Source organism: Desulfovibrio ferrophilus, assembly GCF_003966735.1.
Lineage (GTDB): Bacteria > Desulfobacterota > Desulfovibrionia > Desulfovibrionales > Desulfovibrionaceae > Desulfovibrio_Q > Desulfovibrio_Q ferrophilus.
In genome coordinates this window covers 1,273,360-1,289,150 of sequence record NZ_AP017378.1, presented here as the reverse complement: position 1 = coordinate 1,289,150, position 15,791 = coordinate 1,273,360, and the positions used below count along the sequence as shown (strand labels likewise).

17 protein-coding genes and 1 tRNA gene are annotated in these 15,791 nt (G+C 54.2%); 13 read left to right on the top strand and 5 right to left on the bottom strand.

Features of this window, described 5'->3' with window-relative positions; all coding sequences use genetic code 11:
* Positions 1 to 30 precede the first annotated feature (30 nt).
* The 3 genes from nusA to EL361_RS05975 all read right to left on the bottom strand — a co-directional run bounded on the left by nusA (position 31) and on the right by EL361_RS05975 (position 2,101).
* Complete coding sequence (gene nusA, locus EL361_RS05985; protein ID WP_126377582.1) at positions 31 to 1,401, bottom strand: transcription termination factor NusA; 1,371 nt, start codon at positions 1,399 to 1,401, stop codon at positions 31 to 33.
* 53 nt (positions 1,402 to 1,454) lie between these two features.
* Positions 1,455 to 1,949 carry a ribosome maturation factor RimP gene (locus EL361_RS05980; protein ID WP_126377580.1) on the bottom strand — a complete coding sequence of 165 codons (495 nt, stop codon included), beginning with the start codon at positions 1,947 to 1,949 and terminating at the stop codon, positions 1,455 to 1,457.
* Positions 1,950 to 2,026: 77 nt separating this feature from the next.
* Positions 2,027 to 2,101, bottom strand: a tRNA-Gly gene (locus EL361_RS05975).
* Between the two features lie 219 nt (positions 2,102 to 2,320).
* On the opposite strand from EL361_RS05975, the gene EL361_RS05970 reads away from it, so the two are divergent.
* From EL361_RS05970 to fliW, 12 genes are all read left to right on the top strand, one after another.
* Positions 2,321 to 3,100 carry a substrate-binding periplasmic protein gene (locus tag EL361_RS05970; RefSeq protein WP_126377578.1) on the top strand — a complete coding sequence of 260 codons (780 nt, stop codon included), beginning with the start codon at positions 2,321 to 2,323 and terminating at the stop codon, positions 3,098 to 3,100.
* A gap of 275 nt (positions 3,101 to 3,375) precedes the next feature.
* Positions 3,376 to 4,158: a flagellar basal-body rod protein FlgF gene (gene flgF / locus EL361_RS05965; protein WP_126377576.1), complete on the top strand. Its 783-nt coding sequence runs from the start codon at positions 3,376 to 3,378 to the stop codon at positions 4,156 to 4,158.
* A 16-nt stretch (positions 4,159 to 4,174) separates the two neighbouring features.
* Positions 4,175 to 4,957 (top strand): flagellar basal-body rod protein FlgG, encoded by a 783-nt coding sequence (gene flgG, locus EL361_RS05960; RefSeq protein WP_126377574.1) that lies wholly within the window; start codon positions 4,175 to 4,177, stop codon positions 4,955 to 4,957.
* A 23-nt stretch (positions 4,958 to 4,980) separates the two neighbouring features.
* The gene (gene flgA / locus EL361_RS05955; protein WP_126377572.1) at positions 4,981 to 5,973 is read left to right on the top strand and encodes a flagellar basal body P-ring formation chaperone FlgA; all 993 of its coding nucleotides are present in this window, start codon (positions 4,981 to 4,983) and stop codon (positions 5,971 to 5,973) included.
* Positions 5,974 to 5,998: 25 nt separating this feature from the next.
* Entirely contained in the window at positions 5,999 to 6,706 is a 708-nt protein-coding gene (locus EL361_RS05950; protein WP_126377570.1) for a flagellar basal body L-ring protein FlgH, read from the top strand.
* A gap of 10 nt (positions 6,707 to 6,716) precedes the next feature.
* The gene (locus EL361_RS05945) at positions 6,717 to 7,865 is read left to right on the top strand and encodes a flagellar basal body P-ring protein FlgI (RefSeq protein ID WP_126377568.1); all 1,149 of its coding nucleotides are present in this window, start codon (positions 6,717 to 6,719) and stop codon (positions 7,863 to 7,865) included.
* Positions 7,866 to 8,999 (top strand): peptidoglycan DD-metalloendopeptidase family protein, encoded by a 1,134-nt coding sequence (locus EL361_RS05940; RefSeq protein ID WP_126377566.1) that lies wholly within the window; start codon positions 7,866 to 7,868, stop codon positions 8,997 to 8,999.
* 20 nt (positions 9,000 to 9,019) lie between these two features.
* Positions 9,020 to 9,499 (top strand): flagellar protein FlgN, encoded by a 480-nt coding sequence (locus tag EL361_RS05935; RefSeq protein ID WP_126377564.1) that lies wholly within the window; start codon positions 9,020 to 9,022, stop codon positions 9,497 to 9,499.
* Positions 9,500 to 11,620 (top strand): flagellar hook-associated protein FlgK, encoded by a 2,121-nt coding sequence (gene flgK, locus EL361_RS05930; RefSeq protein ID WP_126377562.1) that lies wholly within the window; start codon positions 9,500 to 9,502, stop codon positions 11,618 to 11,620.
* Positions 11,621 to 11,632: 12 nt separating this feature from the next.
* Positions 11,633 to 13,168 (top strand): flagellar hook-associated protein FlgL, encoded by a 1,536-nt coding sequence (gene flgL / locus EL361_RS05925; protein ID WP_126377560.1) that lies wholly within the window; start codon positions 11,633 to 11,635, stop codon positions 13,166 to 13,168.
* 78 nt (positions 13,169 to 13,246) lie between these two features.
* Positions 13,247 to 13,477, top strand: a complete 231-nt coding sequence (gene csrA / locus EL361_RS05920) for a carbon storage regulator CsrA (RefSeq protein WP_126377558.1) — start codon at positions 13,247 to 13,249, stop codon at positions 13,475 to 13,477.
* Positions 13,462 to 13,992, top strand: a complete 531-nt coding sequence (gene fliW, locus EL361_RS05915) for a flagellar assembly protein FliW (RefSeq protein ID WP_126377556.1) — start codon at positions 13,462 to 13,464, stop codon at positions 13,990 to 13,992. Before csrA ends, fliW begins: the two co-directional genes overlap by 16 nt.
* On the opposite strand, the gene flgM is transcribed toward fliW, so the two are convergent.
* Both flgM and EL361_RS05905 read right to left on the bottom strand, forming a co-directional pair.
* The gene (flgM, locus tag EL361_RS05910; protein WP_126377554.1) at positions 13,985 to 14,284 is read right to left on the bottom strand and encodes a flagellar biosynthesis anti-sigma factor FlgM; all 300 of its coding nucleotides are present in this window, start codon (positions 14,282 to 14,284) and stop codon (positions 13,985 to 13,987) included. The two genes, fliW and flgM, sit on opposite strands and share 8 nt — an antisense overlap.
* A 23-nt stretch (positions 14,285 to 14,307) precedes the next feature.
* Positions 14,308 to 14,694 carry a DVU0524 family FlgM-associated protein gene (locus EL361_RS05905; protein ID WP_126377552.1) on the bottom strand — a complete coding sequence of 129 codons (387 nt, stop codon included), beginning with the start codon at positions 14,692 to 14,694 and terminating at the stop codon, positions 14,308 to 14,310.
* Between the two features lie 213 nt (positions 14,695 to 14,907).
* Between EL361_RS05905 and EL361_RS05900 the strand changes: the two genes are divergently transcribed.
* A complete protein-coding gene (locus EL361_RS05900; RefSeq protein ID WP_172961647.1) occupies positions 14,908 to 15,747 on the top strand; it encodes an NAD(+)/NADH kinase in 840 nt (279 codons plus the stop codon).
* The last annotated feature ends 44 nt before the right edge of the window (positions 15,748 to 15,791 follow it).

Genomic DNA, 15,791 nt, shown 5'->3' with positions numbered 1-15,791 from the left:
TCTCTTCATTTGCCTGCCGTACCCTCAGGGTTACTCGGCAGATTCATCCGTAGCGTCGACAGGCTTTTCTGCCTGTTCATCAGCCTCTGACTCTTCTCCTGCCTCGGTGGCAGGAGCCTTTTCCTCGTCCTTCAGGCCGTCCTGCTCTTCGTGAGCAGCAGCCTGGGAATGGAACGAGTTGAGCAAGTTGATGGCGGAACGGATGTCCCCGACTTTGTCCTCGGTGATGGACTCGATTTCCTGGAGCTGTTCGTCGCTGGCAGTGACGAGTTTTTCCATGGAATCGTAGCCCGCAACGATGAACTTTTCGACGGGGATTTCGGCCACACTGGCGATCTGCTCCAGAGACTGAAGCTCTGCGTGCAATTCGCCATAACGGCTCTCGGTGAAAATATCGATCTTCCAGTCAAGCAGTTTGGAAGCGAGCTTGACGTTTTGTCCTTTGCGTCCAATGGCCAGGGTGAGCTGATCATCGGGAACGACCACTTCCAGCATCTTCTCTTCTTCATCCACAGTGATGCGGGTGATGATGGCTGGAGAAAGGGCGTTCACAGCGTAGGTAGCCACGTCCGGACTCCAGACAACGATGTCGATGCGTTCGCCGCGAAGTTCCTGAACCACGTTCTGGATGCGGGAGCCACGGATGCCTACACAGGCGCCCACAGGATCTACATCACGGTCGTGAGAGGTCACCGCCACCTTGGCTCGGCTTCCCGGGTCCCGGGCGACACCAATGATGCTCACGGTGTTGTCGGCAACTTCGGGCACTTCGCGCTTGAACAGGGTAATCATGTAGTCAGGGTGCGAGCGAGAGACGATGACCTGAGGGCCACGTCCTTCACGGCGCACGTCAATCATGAAGGCCTGTACACGGTCGCCACGTTTGTAACGCTCGCGGGGAATCTGCTCATCCTTGGGCAACAACGCTTCGGTGCGGCCCAGATTGATGATCCAGCCCATTTTGTCGCGGCGTTGGATGATACCGCTGGCGATTTCGCCAATGCGGTCCTTGTATTCTTCGTAGATGATTTCCTGCTCGGCATCACGCATGCGCTGGATGATGACCTGTTTGGCAGACTGGGCAGCAATGCGGCCCAGATCTTCCACCTTCAGGCGGAAGCCGAGTTCGTCATCCATCTGTGCGCCGGGGTCGTGTTGTTGGGCATCTGCGAGAGTGATCTCGGTGCCCTCGTCTTCGACCTCTTCGACTACAGCCTTGAACTGATAGACTTCGATTTCGCCGTCTTCTTCGTTAAAAGAGACTTCGATGTCGATTTCGTCTCCGAACTTGCGCATAACGGAAGTGCGAACAGCTTCCTCAAGCGTGTCTACGAGCAAGTCGCGGTCGATGCCCTTGTCCTTGCTGATCTGATCGATGGCTTTTCTCAGTTCCATGCTCATGGAAAATCCTCCAGAAGCTTCCGACGCTCCCGGCGTGGCCGGGGATTGACGGTTTATGCCTTTCTTCCCGTGTTCTTTGCGGGAAACTGGTAACGAATTCGGACTCTTTTTATTTCGTCGAAGCCGAATGTCAGTTCGTCACCACCGTCCTCAAGGATAATGGTGAAGCGCTGCTCTTCCACAGTCTTCAGTGCGCCGATGAAACTTTTGGAACCCTCAAAAGGCTCGTGCAGTCTCAATTTAAGTTGTTGCCCTTCGTAGCCTTGCATCTGCTCCGTGCTGAAGAACGGTCTGTTCAGTCCGGGAGAGGAGACTTCAAGGCTGAAGCTGTCGGGAATGATGTCCTCGACATCAAGCATCACGGAGATGTCTCGCGACAGGGAGGCGCATTGACTTACGTCCACGCCGTCATCCGTATCAACATAAATGCGCAGGATAGCACGCCAGTCGTCACTGGACGACTCTATGCCCCACAGGGTGAGTCCCATGGCCTCGGCCATGGGGGCAACAAGCCCTGTCAGTTCCTTGATGATGTTCGGTGCGATCATGACTTACCGCCAGAAAATAAAAAAGTGGACCACAGGGTCCACTCGTATCTGTTAGAAAACGAGAGGGTTGAAGTTAATGGAGCGGGAGACGAGACTTGAACTCGCGACCTTCAGCTTGGGAAGCTAACACTCTACCACTGAGTTACACCCGCCTCCAAAACACCTTTCCCCAACAATGATCGGGGACAAGGGTGAATAGCAAAAATCACGAGCTTGTCAAGTCTATGATGCCAGTAATTTTCGCGTCAGCCAAGTATTTATGCGGCTGTTGGGAATTGTGAAGAGAGATGGATCGGTGGTAATGGTACTAATATCAATATATATGGGAGTCGGAGTTCAAAGGAATACGTTTGAGTTCGTCGGAGGTCTCGGTGAAAAGATTCTGGATGATTGTGTTGATTCTTGTCTTTCTTTTTCAAATTCCTGAGATTTTGCATGCCAAGACACTGAGGCTTGTGACTTTGAATAGCCCACCCCTTGAGTATCCCGATGCCCAGGGGCAGCCGACCGGGTTGAATATGGAAATTGCCCTTGAGGCTCTTCGGCGTTTGGGACATGACGCAGTGGTGGACTTTGTTCCCTGGAAGCGCGCTCTGGAGATGGTGCGAAGTGGCAGCGCCGATGCCATCGTAGATGCTGGCTACAATTCAGAGCGGGCAGCCTATCTTCATTACCCCTATGAAAATATCTATCTGGAGGAGGTCTTCGCTTTCAAGCGTGCCGAGAAGCATTTCACTTTGGATGAGGGGCTTGGGAACGCTCAAGACTTCAGGTTGGGAGTAGGTAGAGGCTATTATTATGGGATGGCAATGGACAGAGCTCTTCAGGAAGGACGTTTCAAGTCCATTGAGGAGGTATATCAAATCGAGCTTAGTTTTCGAATGCTTATGGCTGACAGGATTGACATGTTCATCGGGGTTCGTGTCCCAATTCTTTATTTATTGGAACAAATGGATTTGGCCGATGATATCGATATAGTCTTCAATACTGATACCGGGGCTGAATATGCCTTGGACTTTTCTCCGACCTACGTGGCTTTTTCCAAAAAAAGTATGAATGAACGCATTGCCGATGAATTCGATATTATTCTGAAATCAATGAAAGAAGATGGAACTTTTGAAAGAATTTATAGGCGGTATGGTCTGAATTGATTGGCTGGTTGAGTTAATTGTAAACAGCCGATCCCGAAGCGTTAACGCTTCGGGATTTTTTTTGCTGCGTGCTGTTTGTTCTGTGCGCCAGTCTTTCGTCGTTTGTCGAATTCTCGTCTTGAAGTTTCCTCTATGTAAAGTGAGTTGGTAATTGCTTAATATTATGAATTAATTGAATTAATTCTTAAGATGGGCACACGGGGGATTATCTTTTTGAGCTTGGCGCGGAACTTGCTTCTGAGTGGGCAGGATAAAACCCCACGGAGGGCCAGATCATGCAACAAAGCATGTATACCGCCATGTTCGGGGCAATGACCCAGGAACATCGCTTGAACATCATCGCCAACAATTTGGCGAACGTGAACACAACCGGCTACAAGCGCGATCGTCAGGCGTTCAAGGACGTTTTCGAGCATTATGCTCATGATGACATCCGTGAGCCCATGATGCATCTGCGGTCAAAGCCGTTGTTTCCTGCGCCGGATTATTACGCCAAGCCGCGTATTGCCGTGTCCAAAATCGAGTTTACTCAGGGCAGCCTGAAACAGACGAACAATGAATTGGACGTGGCTGTTTCGGGTGACGGCTTCTTCAAGGTCCGAAGTGGCGATGGAAAGGATTATTACACCCGTAATGGGGCTTTCAGCATGACGGCCGAAGGCCAGTTGGTGGACGGGGTAGGTAATGCCGTTCTGGGCGAGGGTGGCCCCATTGAGTTGCCACCAAACACCCGTATCAGCATTGACGGTTTGGGTAATATCTCAGCCGATGGCGATGTCATCGACACGTTGCAATTCGTGGACATAGTCGACCTCGAAGGTCTGCAGAAGTTTGGCAACAGCTATTACGAACCTGTTGCAGAAGGATCTGCGGTTGAGCGGCCTGTCGAAAATGGGACCATAGCTCAGGGATATCTTGAAGCACCCAATGTCGAAGTCGTGACCGAGATGGTGAATATGATCGAAACCCAGCGTGCTTTTGAAGCCTATCAGAAGGTGATTAGCACGACAGGTGAAACCGATACCAAGGCCATCATGAAGGTTGGCTCGAACCAATAGTTAGGAGGATCCAGCCATGATGCGATCTCTGTGGACTGCCGCGACGGGAATGGTCGCCCAGCAGCTCAATATCGACGTTATTTCCAACAACCTGGCCAACGTGAACACCATCGGGTTCAAGAAGAGCAGGGCCGAGTTTGAGGACCTCATGTACCAAAGCATGAAGATTGCGGGTTCCCCTACCGAGGCCGGCAATCTGATTCCCACGGGCATGCAGGTTGGTATGGGTGTCAAACCCACGACGGTGCACAAGTTCTTTACGCAGGGTGATTTTGAGAACACGGGTAATGCCCTGGATCTCGTGGTCGAGGGAGAAGGGTTTTTCCAGGTGGAGGTCAACGGTGAGTTGGCTTACACACGCGCTGGAGCGTTCAAGCTGGATAACGAGGGCCGGGTCGTCACGGCCAATGGGTATGTACTGCAACCGGAATTTACCGTGCCCACGGAGACCAAGAATATCGTGGTCACGGAAAACGGTCATATCTCCGCTTTGGACAGTGCTGGTGAAGAACTCGCAGCCACCGACATTCCACTTTACACCTTCATTAATAATGCGGGCCTCAACTCCATGGGCAAGAACCTCTATTCGCAGACTGAGGCCTCTGGTGCAGCTACCGAGGGAACAGCCGGTGAGGACAATGTTGGAACCATCGCTCAGGGTTTCCTGGAGATGTCCAACGTCGAAATCGTCGACGAGATGGTCCAGATGATCGTGGCTCAGCGTGCGTACGAAGTGAACTCCAAGGCCGTGACAACCTCTGACCAGATGCTGCAAACCGCAAACCAGATCAAGCGATAGCCTGACTGGGCGGGAGTAAAGACATGCATAGTTATCAGCGACATCTCAAGATCATGGCCACAGTCCTGTTGTGGTTTGCCATGCTGCTTTTCGCAGGGACGGCCCTGGCCGCGACGGTGGAAGCTTCCTGGCGCCTGACATTGGGAACCGCCGCTGTGGCACACGGAACTCGAGTGACTCTTGGTGAAATTGCCCATCCCGTGGGTGATTTGCCCGCGCAGCAGTGGGAACGTCTTGCGGCTATCGAGTTGTGGAGTGCCCCCGAAGAGCAGGGAAAACAGCACACCGTCACGACTGAGAAGTTAACCAAGATGCTGCGCTATTATCTTGGGGATGTCGCTGCTTTGTGCGTGACTTCCGGTCATCTTGTGATTCAGCGGGGCGGAAAAGTCATTGATGGTCCCGAGTTGGAACGCCAGGTCGTTCAGGCGCTGACCTCCAGGATTTCAGGCCTGCGTGGCGAAGTGAGTCTGCGAGATTTTCGTCTGCCCAGGCAGGTCTTTTTGAGTGACAGGCAAAGCAACATCGAGGTGTCCGTGGCTGGACGCTTCGAACCTGGGCGGCTGTCCTTGCAACTGACCGAGATGGATGCTGGGGGCAACGCGAAGCGCCGGTACACCGGAGGCGTGTTCCTGGATCAATGGTTGAATGTACCCTGCGCCCTTAGGCCCATCAATTCCCGGGAACGTTTGACTCCCGATGCCGTTGGTTTCAAGCGCAAGAACGCTGCCTACCTGCGCGGTGAACTCTGGGATGGACGCAGCTTCGGACAGCGCGTGCAACGCTCCGTCGGTGCAGGTGAGGTGCTGTATCAGGACAATCTTGAAGATGTGCCCCTGGTGAGCCGAGGCGATATCCTGACCCTGGTCTTTCAGGGCCAGTATGTCCGCCTGACCGCCAGTGCAAAAGCTCTGAGCGACGGCAAGCTTGGGCAACGAATTTTGGTGGAGAATCTTTCCAGTAAGCGTGAAATTGCGGCCGAAATCCGTGATGCGCACACTGTTGTGGTCCGATGATCGGCGACAGTGAAGGAGTTTGAATATGAAGACTTTGATGATGGCGATGATCTGCATCCTGGCCCTGAGCGGTTGTCAGACGGCTCAGCGCAATGCCGCGCCGTCGCCGGTGTTGACGGCCCCCATAGCCGAAGCACCGCCAGCACGTGAAAATCCCGGTTCCCTCTTCGATCCCGGAGAGGCCAACTATCTGTTTGGTGACAACCGGGCTCGTAACGTTGGGGATGTCGTGATGGTCAACATTATTGAGACCTCCAGCGGCAAGCATAAGGCGGATACCACCGCGGACCGCAAGTCCAGCATGAATTTGGGTATCAGCAACTGGTTTGGCAAGGATGAAGCGGCCTTGATTCCGCTGGGGCAATCTGTGGGCTTGTCGGGAGCCGTTGGTGCTACTCCGATGATTCAATCCAGTGCGACCACTGGTTTTGAGGGCGAAGGCGAGACCAATCGTGAATCCACTGTGTCAGCGACCTTGGCTGCGCGGGTGGTGCGAGTTCTCCCCGGTGGCCTGCTGCAAATTGAAGGCGCCCGCGAGATCAAGGTTAACAATGAAACTCAGATACTTGTGGTTCGCGGATTGGCCCGGGCCAAGGATATCACACCCAATAACTCCATCTCTTCGACCTATCTTGCCGATGCCAAGATCGAGTACTACGGGCAGGGCGTTCTTGCCGACAAGCAGCGCCCTGGCTGGTTGACACGAATTTTGGAAAATGTCTGGCCGTTCTAGGAGACCGAGCATGAGTACTGCAAATCTGAATAGAACTCCGCAAGACTTGCGTAAGCTTCGGGTCGCAATTGCCTGTGCCATTGTGTTCCTGCTGGCGGGGGCGCTTTGTCCCATGACGGCTGATGCCGTTCGCCTGAAGGACATCGCGTCGTTTGGTGGGGTTCGCAATAACGACCTGGTTGGTTACGGCCTGGTGGTCGGTCTTTCGGGCACGGGCGACAAGAGCAGTGGCTCGCAGTTTACCATCCAGTCCATGGTCAGCATGCTCGATCGAATGGGAGTTGCGGTGGAACAGGCTCAACTCAAGCCCAAGAACGTTGCTGCCGTCATGGTCACTGCGCGCATGCCCGTTTCATCCAAGCCGGGGTCGCGTCTTGATGTCACTGTTTCCTCATTGGGTAACGCTCAAAGCTTGTTGGGTGGTATCCTGTTGCTCACCCCCCTGCGCGGTGTGGATGGTAATGTCTATGCCCTGGCACAGGGTGCTCTGGCCCTGGGCGGTGTCTCCGTACAGGGTGCGGCAGCCGGTGCCCAGAAGAACATTGCCACTGTCGGTAGCATTCCCAACGGTGCGAGCGTTGAGCGGGGTGTGCCTTTCAAGTTCAACAATCAGGATGAACTCACGCTGCAAATGAATGTGGCTGATTTTTCAACCACGATGAGCGTGGTGGAGATTATCAACGAAACCTTGGGTCAGGATTTTGCGAAGGCCGACGATGTGTCCACCGTGCGCCTCAGGATTCCTCAGGAATTCAAGGGTAATCTTGTTCCCTTGATGGCCTCGCTGGAGAATCTCGAGGTGAGCCCGGACTCCAAGGCAAAGGTGGTCGTGGACGAGAAGACCGGCACCGTCGTTCTTGGTCGCAATGTACGATTGTCCAAGGTTGCTGTGGCGCATGGCAATTTGCAGATCGTGATTACGGAAGGAACCGATGTTTCGCAGCCAGCACCTTTCGGTGGTGGTGAAACCGTGGCGGCTCCTTCGACAGAGATTAATGTCCAAGAGGAAAACAGGCGGCTGATCATGATGGAGGGAGCAACTCTGCAGGAATTGATCGATGGATTGAACTCCATCGGAGCCACGCCGCGGGATTTGATTTCCATCCTGAAGACCTTGAAGACAGCAGGCGCTCTGCATGCGGATCTGGAGGTCATGTAAATGATTCCCTCCAAGCTTGATACCAGTTCCCCCATGGTGACCGGCGAAACCCCGGCCGAAGTGCGCCAGAAGATGGCCATGGACGAGGTGCGTAACAGCCTGAAGTCCGCTGAGGGTGATGATGCCAAGTTGCGCAAGGCAACTCAGGGGTTCGAGGCAATCTTCATTGGCAAGCTGTGGGAACAGATGCGCAAGAACGTGCCCAAGGAAGGCTATCTGCACAGTCGCGAAGAAGACACCTACATGTCCATGTTCGATCGCGAGCTGGCATTGAAGATGTCTGAATCCGGCGGCATCGGTCTGGGCCAGATGCTCTACGATGAACTCAAGGAGCAGCTGTCAGACAAGGCCAGCGGAATTCGTTCCCGCGGTATTGAAGCACCTGAAATGGTCGGAGACGCCGGACAGGGACTGCCCTTGAAGCAGGAGGCAGAGGTTCGCTCTCAGGACGATCAACATCGCGCCATGGCCTTGCAACAGGCGGAACTGGTCCTGAAGAACATGTCAGCCCGCAGGCTTGGTCCTGCGGAGACGGGGCAGACGCGCCTGGAGCCCGATTTCAATCCGTTGGCGGATACCGACCCCACGGTCCGGTCTGCTGCCTCCAGCCCGCCTGAGATCATGAATCGGGCACTGAACCTGGCCGCACGCATCGAGATGGGCAATGCCCGGACGGAAGCGGCGTCGGAAGTGGCGAAGGGCAATGCACAATCCCGGATGCTCAGTCAGTTGAATTGGCCCGTGCAGGGCGACATCGTCAGTGGTTTCGGTTGGCAAACCGATCAGGCTTCAGGCGAGCGGGTCTGGCGCTCGGGCGTGGAAATTTCCGGAGCTCATGGGGATGCGGTTCAGGCCGGATGGGGTGGAACGGTTGTCTTTGCGGGCGAACGCGGTGATCAGGGGCAGACCATTGTGCTTGAGCATCCCGAGGGATGGCGAACCGTTTATGGTCAAGTAGGCAAGAGCCTCGTGTCCACCGGTGATACCGTTAATGCTGGCAGCAAAATTGCAGAGTTGGAGGAAACCGGAAAAGAAAGCGAACCCCGATTGTACTTTGAAATCAGGAAGGGCGAGCAGGCCTGGAACCCCGAAGCGGTTCGGGAACGTATGCAGGCCGTGGCTTCCGGGAACTAACAACTGAGTGGGGTTGACGAATGCTGGAGAGAATCAAGGCTAATCTCCATCGCCAGGAAAAGGGGCTCATCCTGCTGAGTACCCTGCTTGAGGAAGAATTTACCCACCTGACAGGTCGGGATCCCAAGGCCGTTACGGGCTGCGAGTTCTCCATTCAGGAACTGATCAAGCAATTGGCTGTTGAGCGGCTCGAGCTCAGAGGCATGGTGGCTGAGATCGTTCCGGGAGCGACTTCGCTGCGTGACCTTGCAGAGGCCATGGATGAAGAAGAATCCAAGGGTTTTACAGCATTTTTGCAGTTTGTGGATACATTGGAACAAAAGTGCGCCGTCATGGCGGAAAAGAACTCCAGACTGGCCTTTGGTCTGGCAGAGCAGAGCAAGAATATGCTGGATTTCATTCATAAGCAGATTCAACCCAAGAATGAAGATACTTACGCCAGGAATGGTCGGTACCAGAATCACAGGCCCGAAGCGGCCATCTTCAGAGGGAGATCCTAAATGTCCGGCCTGACGACTCTCCTTGATATCGGAAAGGGCGCGTTATTCGCGAGCCAGTCTTCTATCGAGGTCACCGGCAATAATATTGCCAATGTGAATACCCCTGGGTATGCGCGTCAGGCTGTGCGTCTTGAGGAGGCCCACTCCATTGATTTCAATCCCGGCCAGTTGGGCACCGGGGTCAAAGCCGTTGAGGTCTTCCGCTATTTCAATGACTTCGTTGAGGAACAGTATATCGACAAGAATGCCCAGCAGTATCGTTGGGATGCCACCTACCAGAACCTGCGTGCCGTGGACAGTCTGTTCAACGAAAGCCAGGTGGCTGGTTTGAACGAAGCCCTGTCCAAGTTCTGGGCGGACTGGCAGGAACTGGCAGACAATCCTGCTCTGATTGCTGCGCGTGAAGCCTTGTCCGGCAACACGCAGAACCTCTTGTCCACTTTGCATACCATTCAGCAGGATCTGCATAACCAGCAGGATCAGGTGGATGAGTTCATCGGGCAGGAAGTGGAAGAGGTAAACGATATTCTGGATCAGATCGCGGACCTGAATCTGCAGATCCAGTCTCATGACGTTCCAGGGCAGAATAATGCCAACGAACTGAAGGACAAGCGGGCGCTTCTGGTGCGTGAACTGTCCGAGAAGATCGACATCGACTATGTGGATAACGGCGGAGGTGAGTTCACGGTCTGGACCAAGGCTGGACAAACCCTTGTTGATGGAACTGTAACGTTCTCGCTGGGCTTTGAGAATGCTCAATCCATGAAGGCGCTGACGTCGACCTCGAATTTTGATGGCGATATCTATTTTTCAGGTTCCGATGACTTCGAATACACATTCGAAGTGGTGTCCAGTGGGCTGGTTTCCAATGCAGGCAGTGCCGCCCAGATGCGGGTCTCTCTGGATGGTGGCAAGACCTGGCTGACCGACGATGATGGCAACGAGATGCATGTCGCGGCGCGCCCGGAAGGCGGCAAGACGACTGTCGGCGACCTGACCATCTGGTTTGGTTCCACTACGGATTCCAGTGGGACCCCTGCCGGTGACCTGGAAGTAGGGGACAAGTTCACTGTTGTGCCCAAGAAGTCGCTGTATTGGTACCGGACGACGTCTTCCAAGGAAAATATCACCCCGCAGATTTATGCCAATGGTGCCGACAACGAGTCGCGCCTGACCGGTGGCGCTCTGGCTGGCTATTTCCAGTTCAGAGATCAGCATGTGGGGCGCTACCTGGATAAGCTGGATGGTTTTTCCAAGGCTTTGATCTGGGAAGTGAACCGATTGCAGAGCCAGGGCATGGGGTTGCAGAAGTTTGATACTGCAACGGGTACATATTCTGTCGATTCAACCACGGCAGCCTTGGGGAGTAACGGGTCTGGTCTTGCCTTTTTCGACAAGCTGCAAGATGGCAACATGTCCTTGTATTTTTATGATGAAGCCAGCGGAGAGTTGGCCTCGGGAGCTTCCTTTGGTCCTCTGGATTTCGGTGGTGGCGCCAACTTCGATGCATCGGTCCATTCCATGACTGACGTTGTTGATGCCATCAACAATACTTGGGGAACCTTCATGACCGCCGATATCGTCAACAACCGTGTTCGGATGACAGCCAACACGGGATACGAATTCGGGTTTGGAACCGATACTGCTGGCCTCGCCGCCGCTCTAGGTGTGAATACGTTCTTCGAGGGTGACAGTGCCGCCAGCATGGAAATGACGACGCTGGTTCGTTCCGATCCTGACTTCATCGCCAGTGGACATGCCAATGGCACAGGAGAGATCAACTCGGGCGACAACACCACCGCGCTGTCCATTGCCCAGTTGAAGGATAAGGTTGTGACCATCAATATCAACTCCGAGAACCCTGTGAATCAGACCATCGGGGAATATTACAACGGGCTTGTGGCAGGTGTTGGCGCAGATACGGCCACTGCCGAATTCAATCTGAATTTCAATAGAACCCTGGCTAAAGACCTGAACACCAGACAGCAGGAAACCGCAGGCGTGAACCTCGATGAAGAGATGGCCAATCTCTTGAAGTTCCAGCATTCGTACACAGCGGCCTCAAAGTTGGTGAAGACGGCGGATAGCATGATCCAGACCCTTCTGGGGATGAAGAACTAGCGGGGAGCGTCCATGCGTATATCGACACAGACACGATTTACCTTTTTCATCGGCAACATGAACGATGCCCTTGGTGAGCTCATGGAGCTGAACATCAAGGCCTCGACTCAAAAGGATGTTAACCGTCCTTCCGATGACCCCGTTGGCATGGCTCGTATCCTGGATCACCGCGAGACCATTGCAGCCCTCGACCAGTATGCGGAGAATATCAATACGGCCACGGGGTGGCTGGGATTTGCCGATAGTACCCTGACCCGTACCAATGAGATTTTGACCCGCATCAGGACGCTGGCAGAGCAGGCGGCTACGGGCACCATGAGTGCCGATAACCGTGAGCAGGCCAGCTACGAGGCTCGACAGTTGCACGAGGAACTGATTGTTCTGGCCAACTCCAAGTACGAGCAGCAGTATATCTTTGCCGGACATAATACTGGAGAGCAGGCCTTCGAAAGGGCTTTGTGGCTGAATGATAACGACGGTGCCACGGCCGGGACCACCTTCTCCATTACCGGTGATGCCAACAAGACGGTGCTTGTCCGATTCACCACGGCGGGAGCCGTGGGAACGGATGCTCTGGACTATGAATACTCCACTGACGGCGGTACGACTTTTACCTCGGGGAGTATTCCGGCGGTGGCTGGCGACAAGACCTTGAATCTTGGTGGCGTCCAGTTGACTCTGGAGGCAGGCACCACGGTGACGGCGCATGATCCTGCCGTTTCTGGTGATGCAAATAATGGGACCTGGATGTGGATCCGGCCCACCGCCCAGTACAAGGGTGATGATAACGACGCCATAAGTGTAGATACCTTTGGCCCGTCGCTGCTCTCCAATGCCGCCTCCGGTATTTTCAACAAGAACGTCACCGTGCGCATTGATTCTGATGCCGCACTTGATAGTGATCCTGTGGAGTACTCCTACAGTACCGATGGTGGGAGCTCCTGGGTCGAAGGACTGACGACTGACGGGTCGGGCAGTGCCACGGAGTTGAGCCTTGTGGTGCCGGGTGGAACCCTGACGCTGTATGATTCGGGTTCGGGTAACACTCTGACCGCTGGTGATCAGTGGATTATCAGGCCACGCACGGCAAATGTGCAGATGGAAATTTCCCCCGGTGAGAACATCACCGTGAACAACGTCGGAAAGGATATTTTCGGCGGGATCTATCAGGACCCCAGCTCATCGGTTCTGACACTGGCTCCCGGCGTTCCATCCTCCGAGAATATGTTCGATACCGTGGGCAGGCTGATCGGCTACATGGAAACCAACAACCAGGGAGGCTGTCAGGAGGCGCTCGAAGAATTGACACCGATTTCCGAGCGCATCATGAACTATGCGGCCCGCGTCGGTGCGTCTGAAAACAGATTGCAGGTGGCCAGTGGAATTCTGGATACCATGCGCAATAACGAGAAGGAGCGCCTTTCGTCCGTTGAGGACGCCGATGTGACCGAATTGATGACCAATCTTGCCAATCAGCAGATGGTGTATGAGACCGTGTTGCGGTCCTCATCCATGGTGATGCGCATGAGCTTGGTCAATTACATCTAGCGGGGGAAGCGGCCAGGGGCCGCATGGATTCGCTTGGCTAGGAAGGCTGGGCGGAGGAACGACAACCAACGGGTTGACATGCTTATTCTTACCCGCCGTCCCGGGGAGAGCATTTACCTCGGCGACGACATCAAATTGACGGTCCTCAGCGTGCAGGGCAAGCAGATCAAGGTCGGGCTGGATGTGCCCGACGATATGCCCGTGTATCGCGAAGAGGTGTATTTGCGAGTACAGGAACAAAATAAATTAGCCCTTCAACTTACAGACCAGGACCTCCTGGCAGCGACGCAGTTATGGCACAAGAAATAGAGCGCACAGTAAAGACCCGTCTGGGCAGCCTGGCCGTGGACATGAACCGGGTGATTCGCTTCCCCCGGGGCATCATCGGTTTTGAGGATTGCAAGGAGTTTACCCTGCTGCAGCTCAAGGAAGATTCACCCTTCTTGATCTTGCAGAGCATGACTCGTCCCGATCTTGGGCTGATGGTGGCTGATCCGTATACCTTCTTGCCGGACTATAACGTCAAGATTGGCTCTGCGGAGCAGAAGATTCTTAAATTAGATAATATTCGTCAGATTGCGATTCTGGTGACGGTGACCATCCCTCCGGGTAGGCCCGAGGAAACGTCCCTGAACCTGATGGGACCGATCATAGTCAATTCCCGTTCCCGGGTAGGACTGCAGGTTCCGCAAGTTGATACCAAGTATCCCAATCGCTTTTTGGTGAGTGACAGAGAAAACGAAGCTGCCGAAGCCCTGAATGAAATTCAGGACGCCGGCAGCGGTAAGCTGGCTGGTTCGGAAGTCGGGGCGGCTGCTAAATAAGCAGTTCCAAATCCTCTTCCACGATCTTGGCCGCGGTCTTGCGCAGGTCGGGAGTGTATTCACCCGACTCCACGAGGGCCTTCAGTTCGTTGACCTTTTGCTGGCGGATGTCCGGAGCGCTTTGCGCTTCGGATGTCGCGCTGGCGACAAGCCTGGCCTTACTGGAGACCTTGACAGAATCGCCTTGCCCGGAAGTTGAGGACTTGGAGCCCTTTCCCTTCTTGGTGGACGAATCGGACTTGTCGACCCGGTCGTAACTCTTGAGTCCGTTGATGAGTCCGTTGATTTCCATAGCCGTCTCCCCTTGTACCGTCCCTAAAGCATCGTATCATTGACCCTTTCCAGGGTTATCTCCCACAAACGGTTGAATACGTGATGCCTTTCCGGGTCGGTTACTTCCATTGGGTCCTCTCCGACAAGTCGGAAAATCTGCAGGTCCACCTCGGCGGGCGGATACTCGAATCGGAATGTTTCCCCAAACTCCCGATTAAGTTGTTGCAGGATTTCAAGGACCACCTCATTCTCGCTTCCCGAGACAATAAGGTTCTCCACTATCTCCCTAGCCACCTGCTCCACCAACATTCTGCGCTTGGCAAGTCTTGAAATGGTGACCTCTTCCTCGGCTCCCGCCGCTGCGAGGGATTGTTTGAATCGTGCCAAACGACGGGCGCTTGTAAGTTGCCTGCCGTAGGTTTTAAGCATTCTGCGAGTTTCGTATGAGTGAGCTGCTGACACGATATGTTCCCTCTTACGTTGCTTATCGGACGCTTGTTGCTGAAACTTTAGGTCTCTTAAGGAATTAAAATGAATTCAGTGCAAGATGAAAATGCAACCTTCTGAGATTGCATGTGAAGTTGTTTCAGGGCATTCGTCAGCCTTGAATCCGTGGGCCGTATGGTCTAGAGAATGGTCACTATGACTGAGAAACCACAACATGTCTTGATTGTTTCCAGAGCCGGGCATCCCGATGCACCTGGCCTGGCTGAGGAAATTCGTCTCTGGCTGGAAGGCCGTGGAGTACGAGCCCGAACGGCGGAAAATAATGGTTCCGACGGTGCCGATCCACTGCCCGTGGAAGGCTGTGACCTCATATTGGTCCTAGGGGGCGACGGCACCATGATCAGTGTTGCCAGGCAGGTCGAGGGACGTGTGCCCATGCTGGGACTGAATCTTGGGCGCCTGGGGTTTCTAACGGAACTGACCTCCGACGACTGGCGAGGTTTTCTGAAAAGCGTATTGGCGCAATGCTGCCGCTATTCGGAGCGCCTGATGTTGCACTACGAGGTGCAGCGGGCCGGCGTTGTTGTTCATGAAGGACTCGCCATCAATGATGTCGTGCTCAACAGAGGGAACCTTGCTCGGCTTATTCGCCTGGGTCTGGAGCAGGATGGGGAACCTCTGGGCAGCATGCGGGCCGATGGCTTGGTTGTCGCTACTCCCACAGGATCGACAGCGTATTCCATTTCGTCGGGCGGTCCCATCGTGCATCCCGAATTGGACGTGTACTCCGTGACGCCTATCTGTCCGTTCCTGCACAATTTCAAGCCCATGGTTCTGCCTGGGAATTTGAAATTCACCGTGCGCGTCGAGGAACCACACTCTGAGGTTTTTCTGACCGTGGACGGGCAGGACTGTATTCCTTTGAATCATAGCGATGTGGTCCAAATTGTCCGTGCCGAGGCCCATCTTAAGCTGCTGGAGCCGGAACGTTCAGCCTATGTCTCCCGGTTGCGAGCCAAGGGCGTCATTGAATAGCGGCGGAGAGCAATCCCATGACAGTGTCTTGTCATCAACTCCTG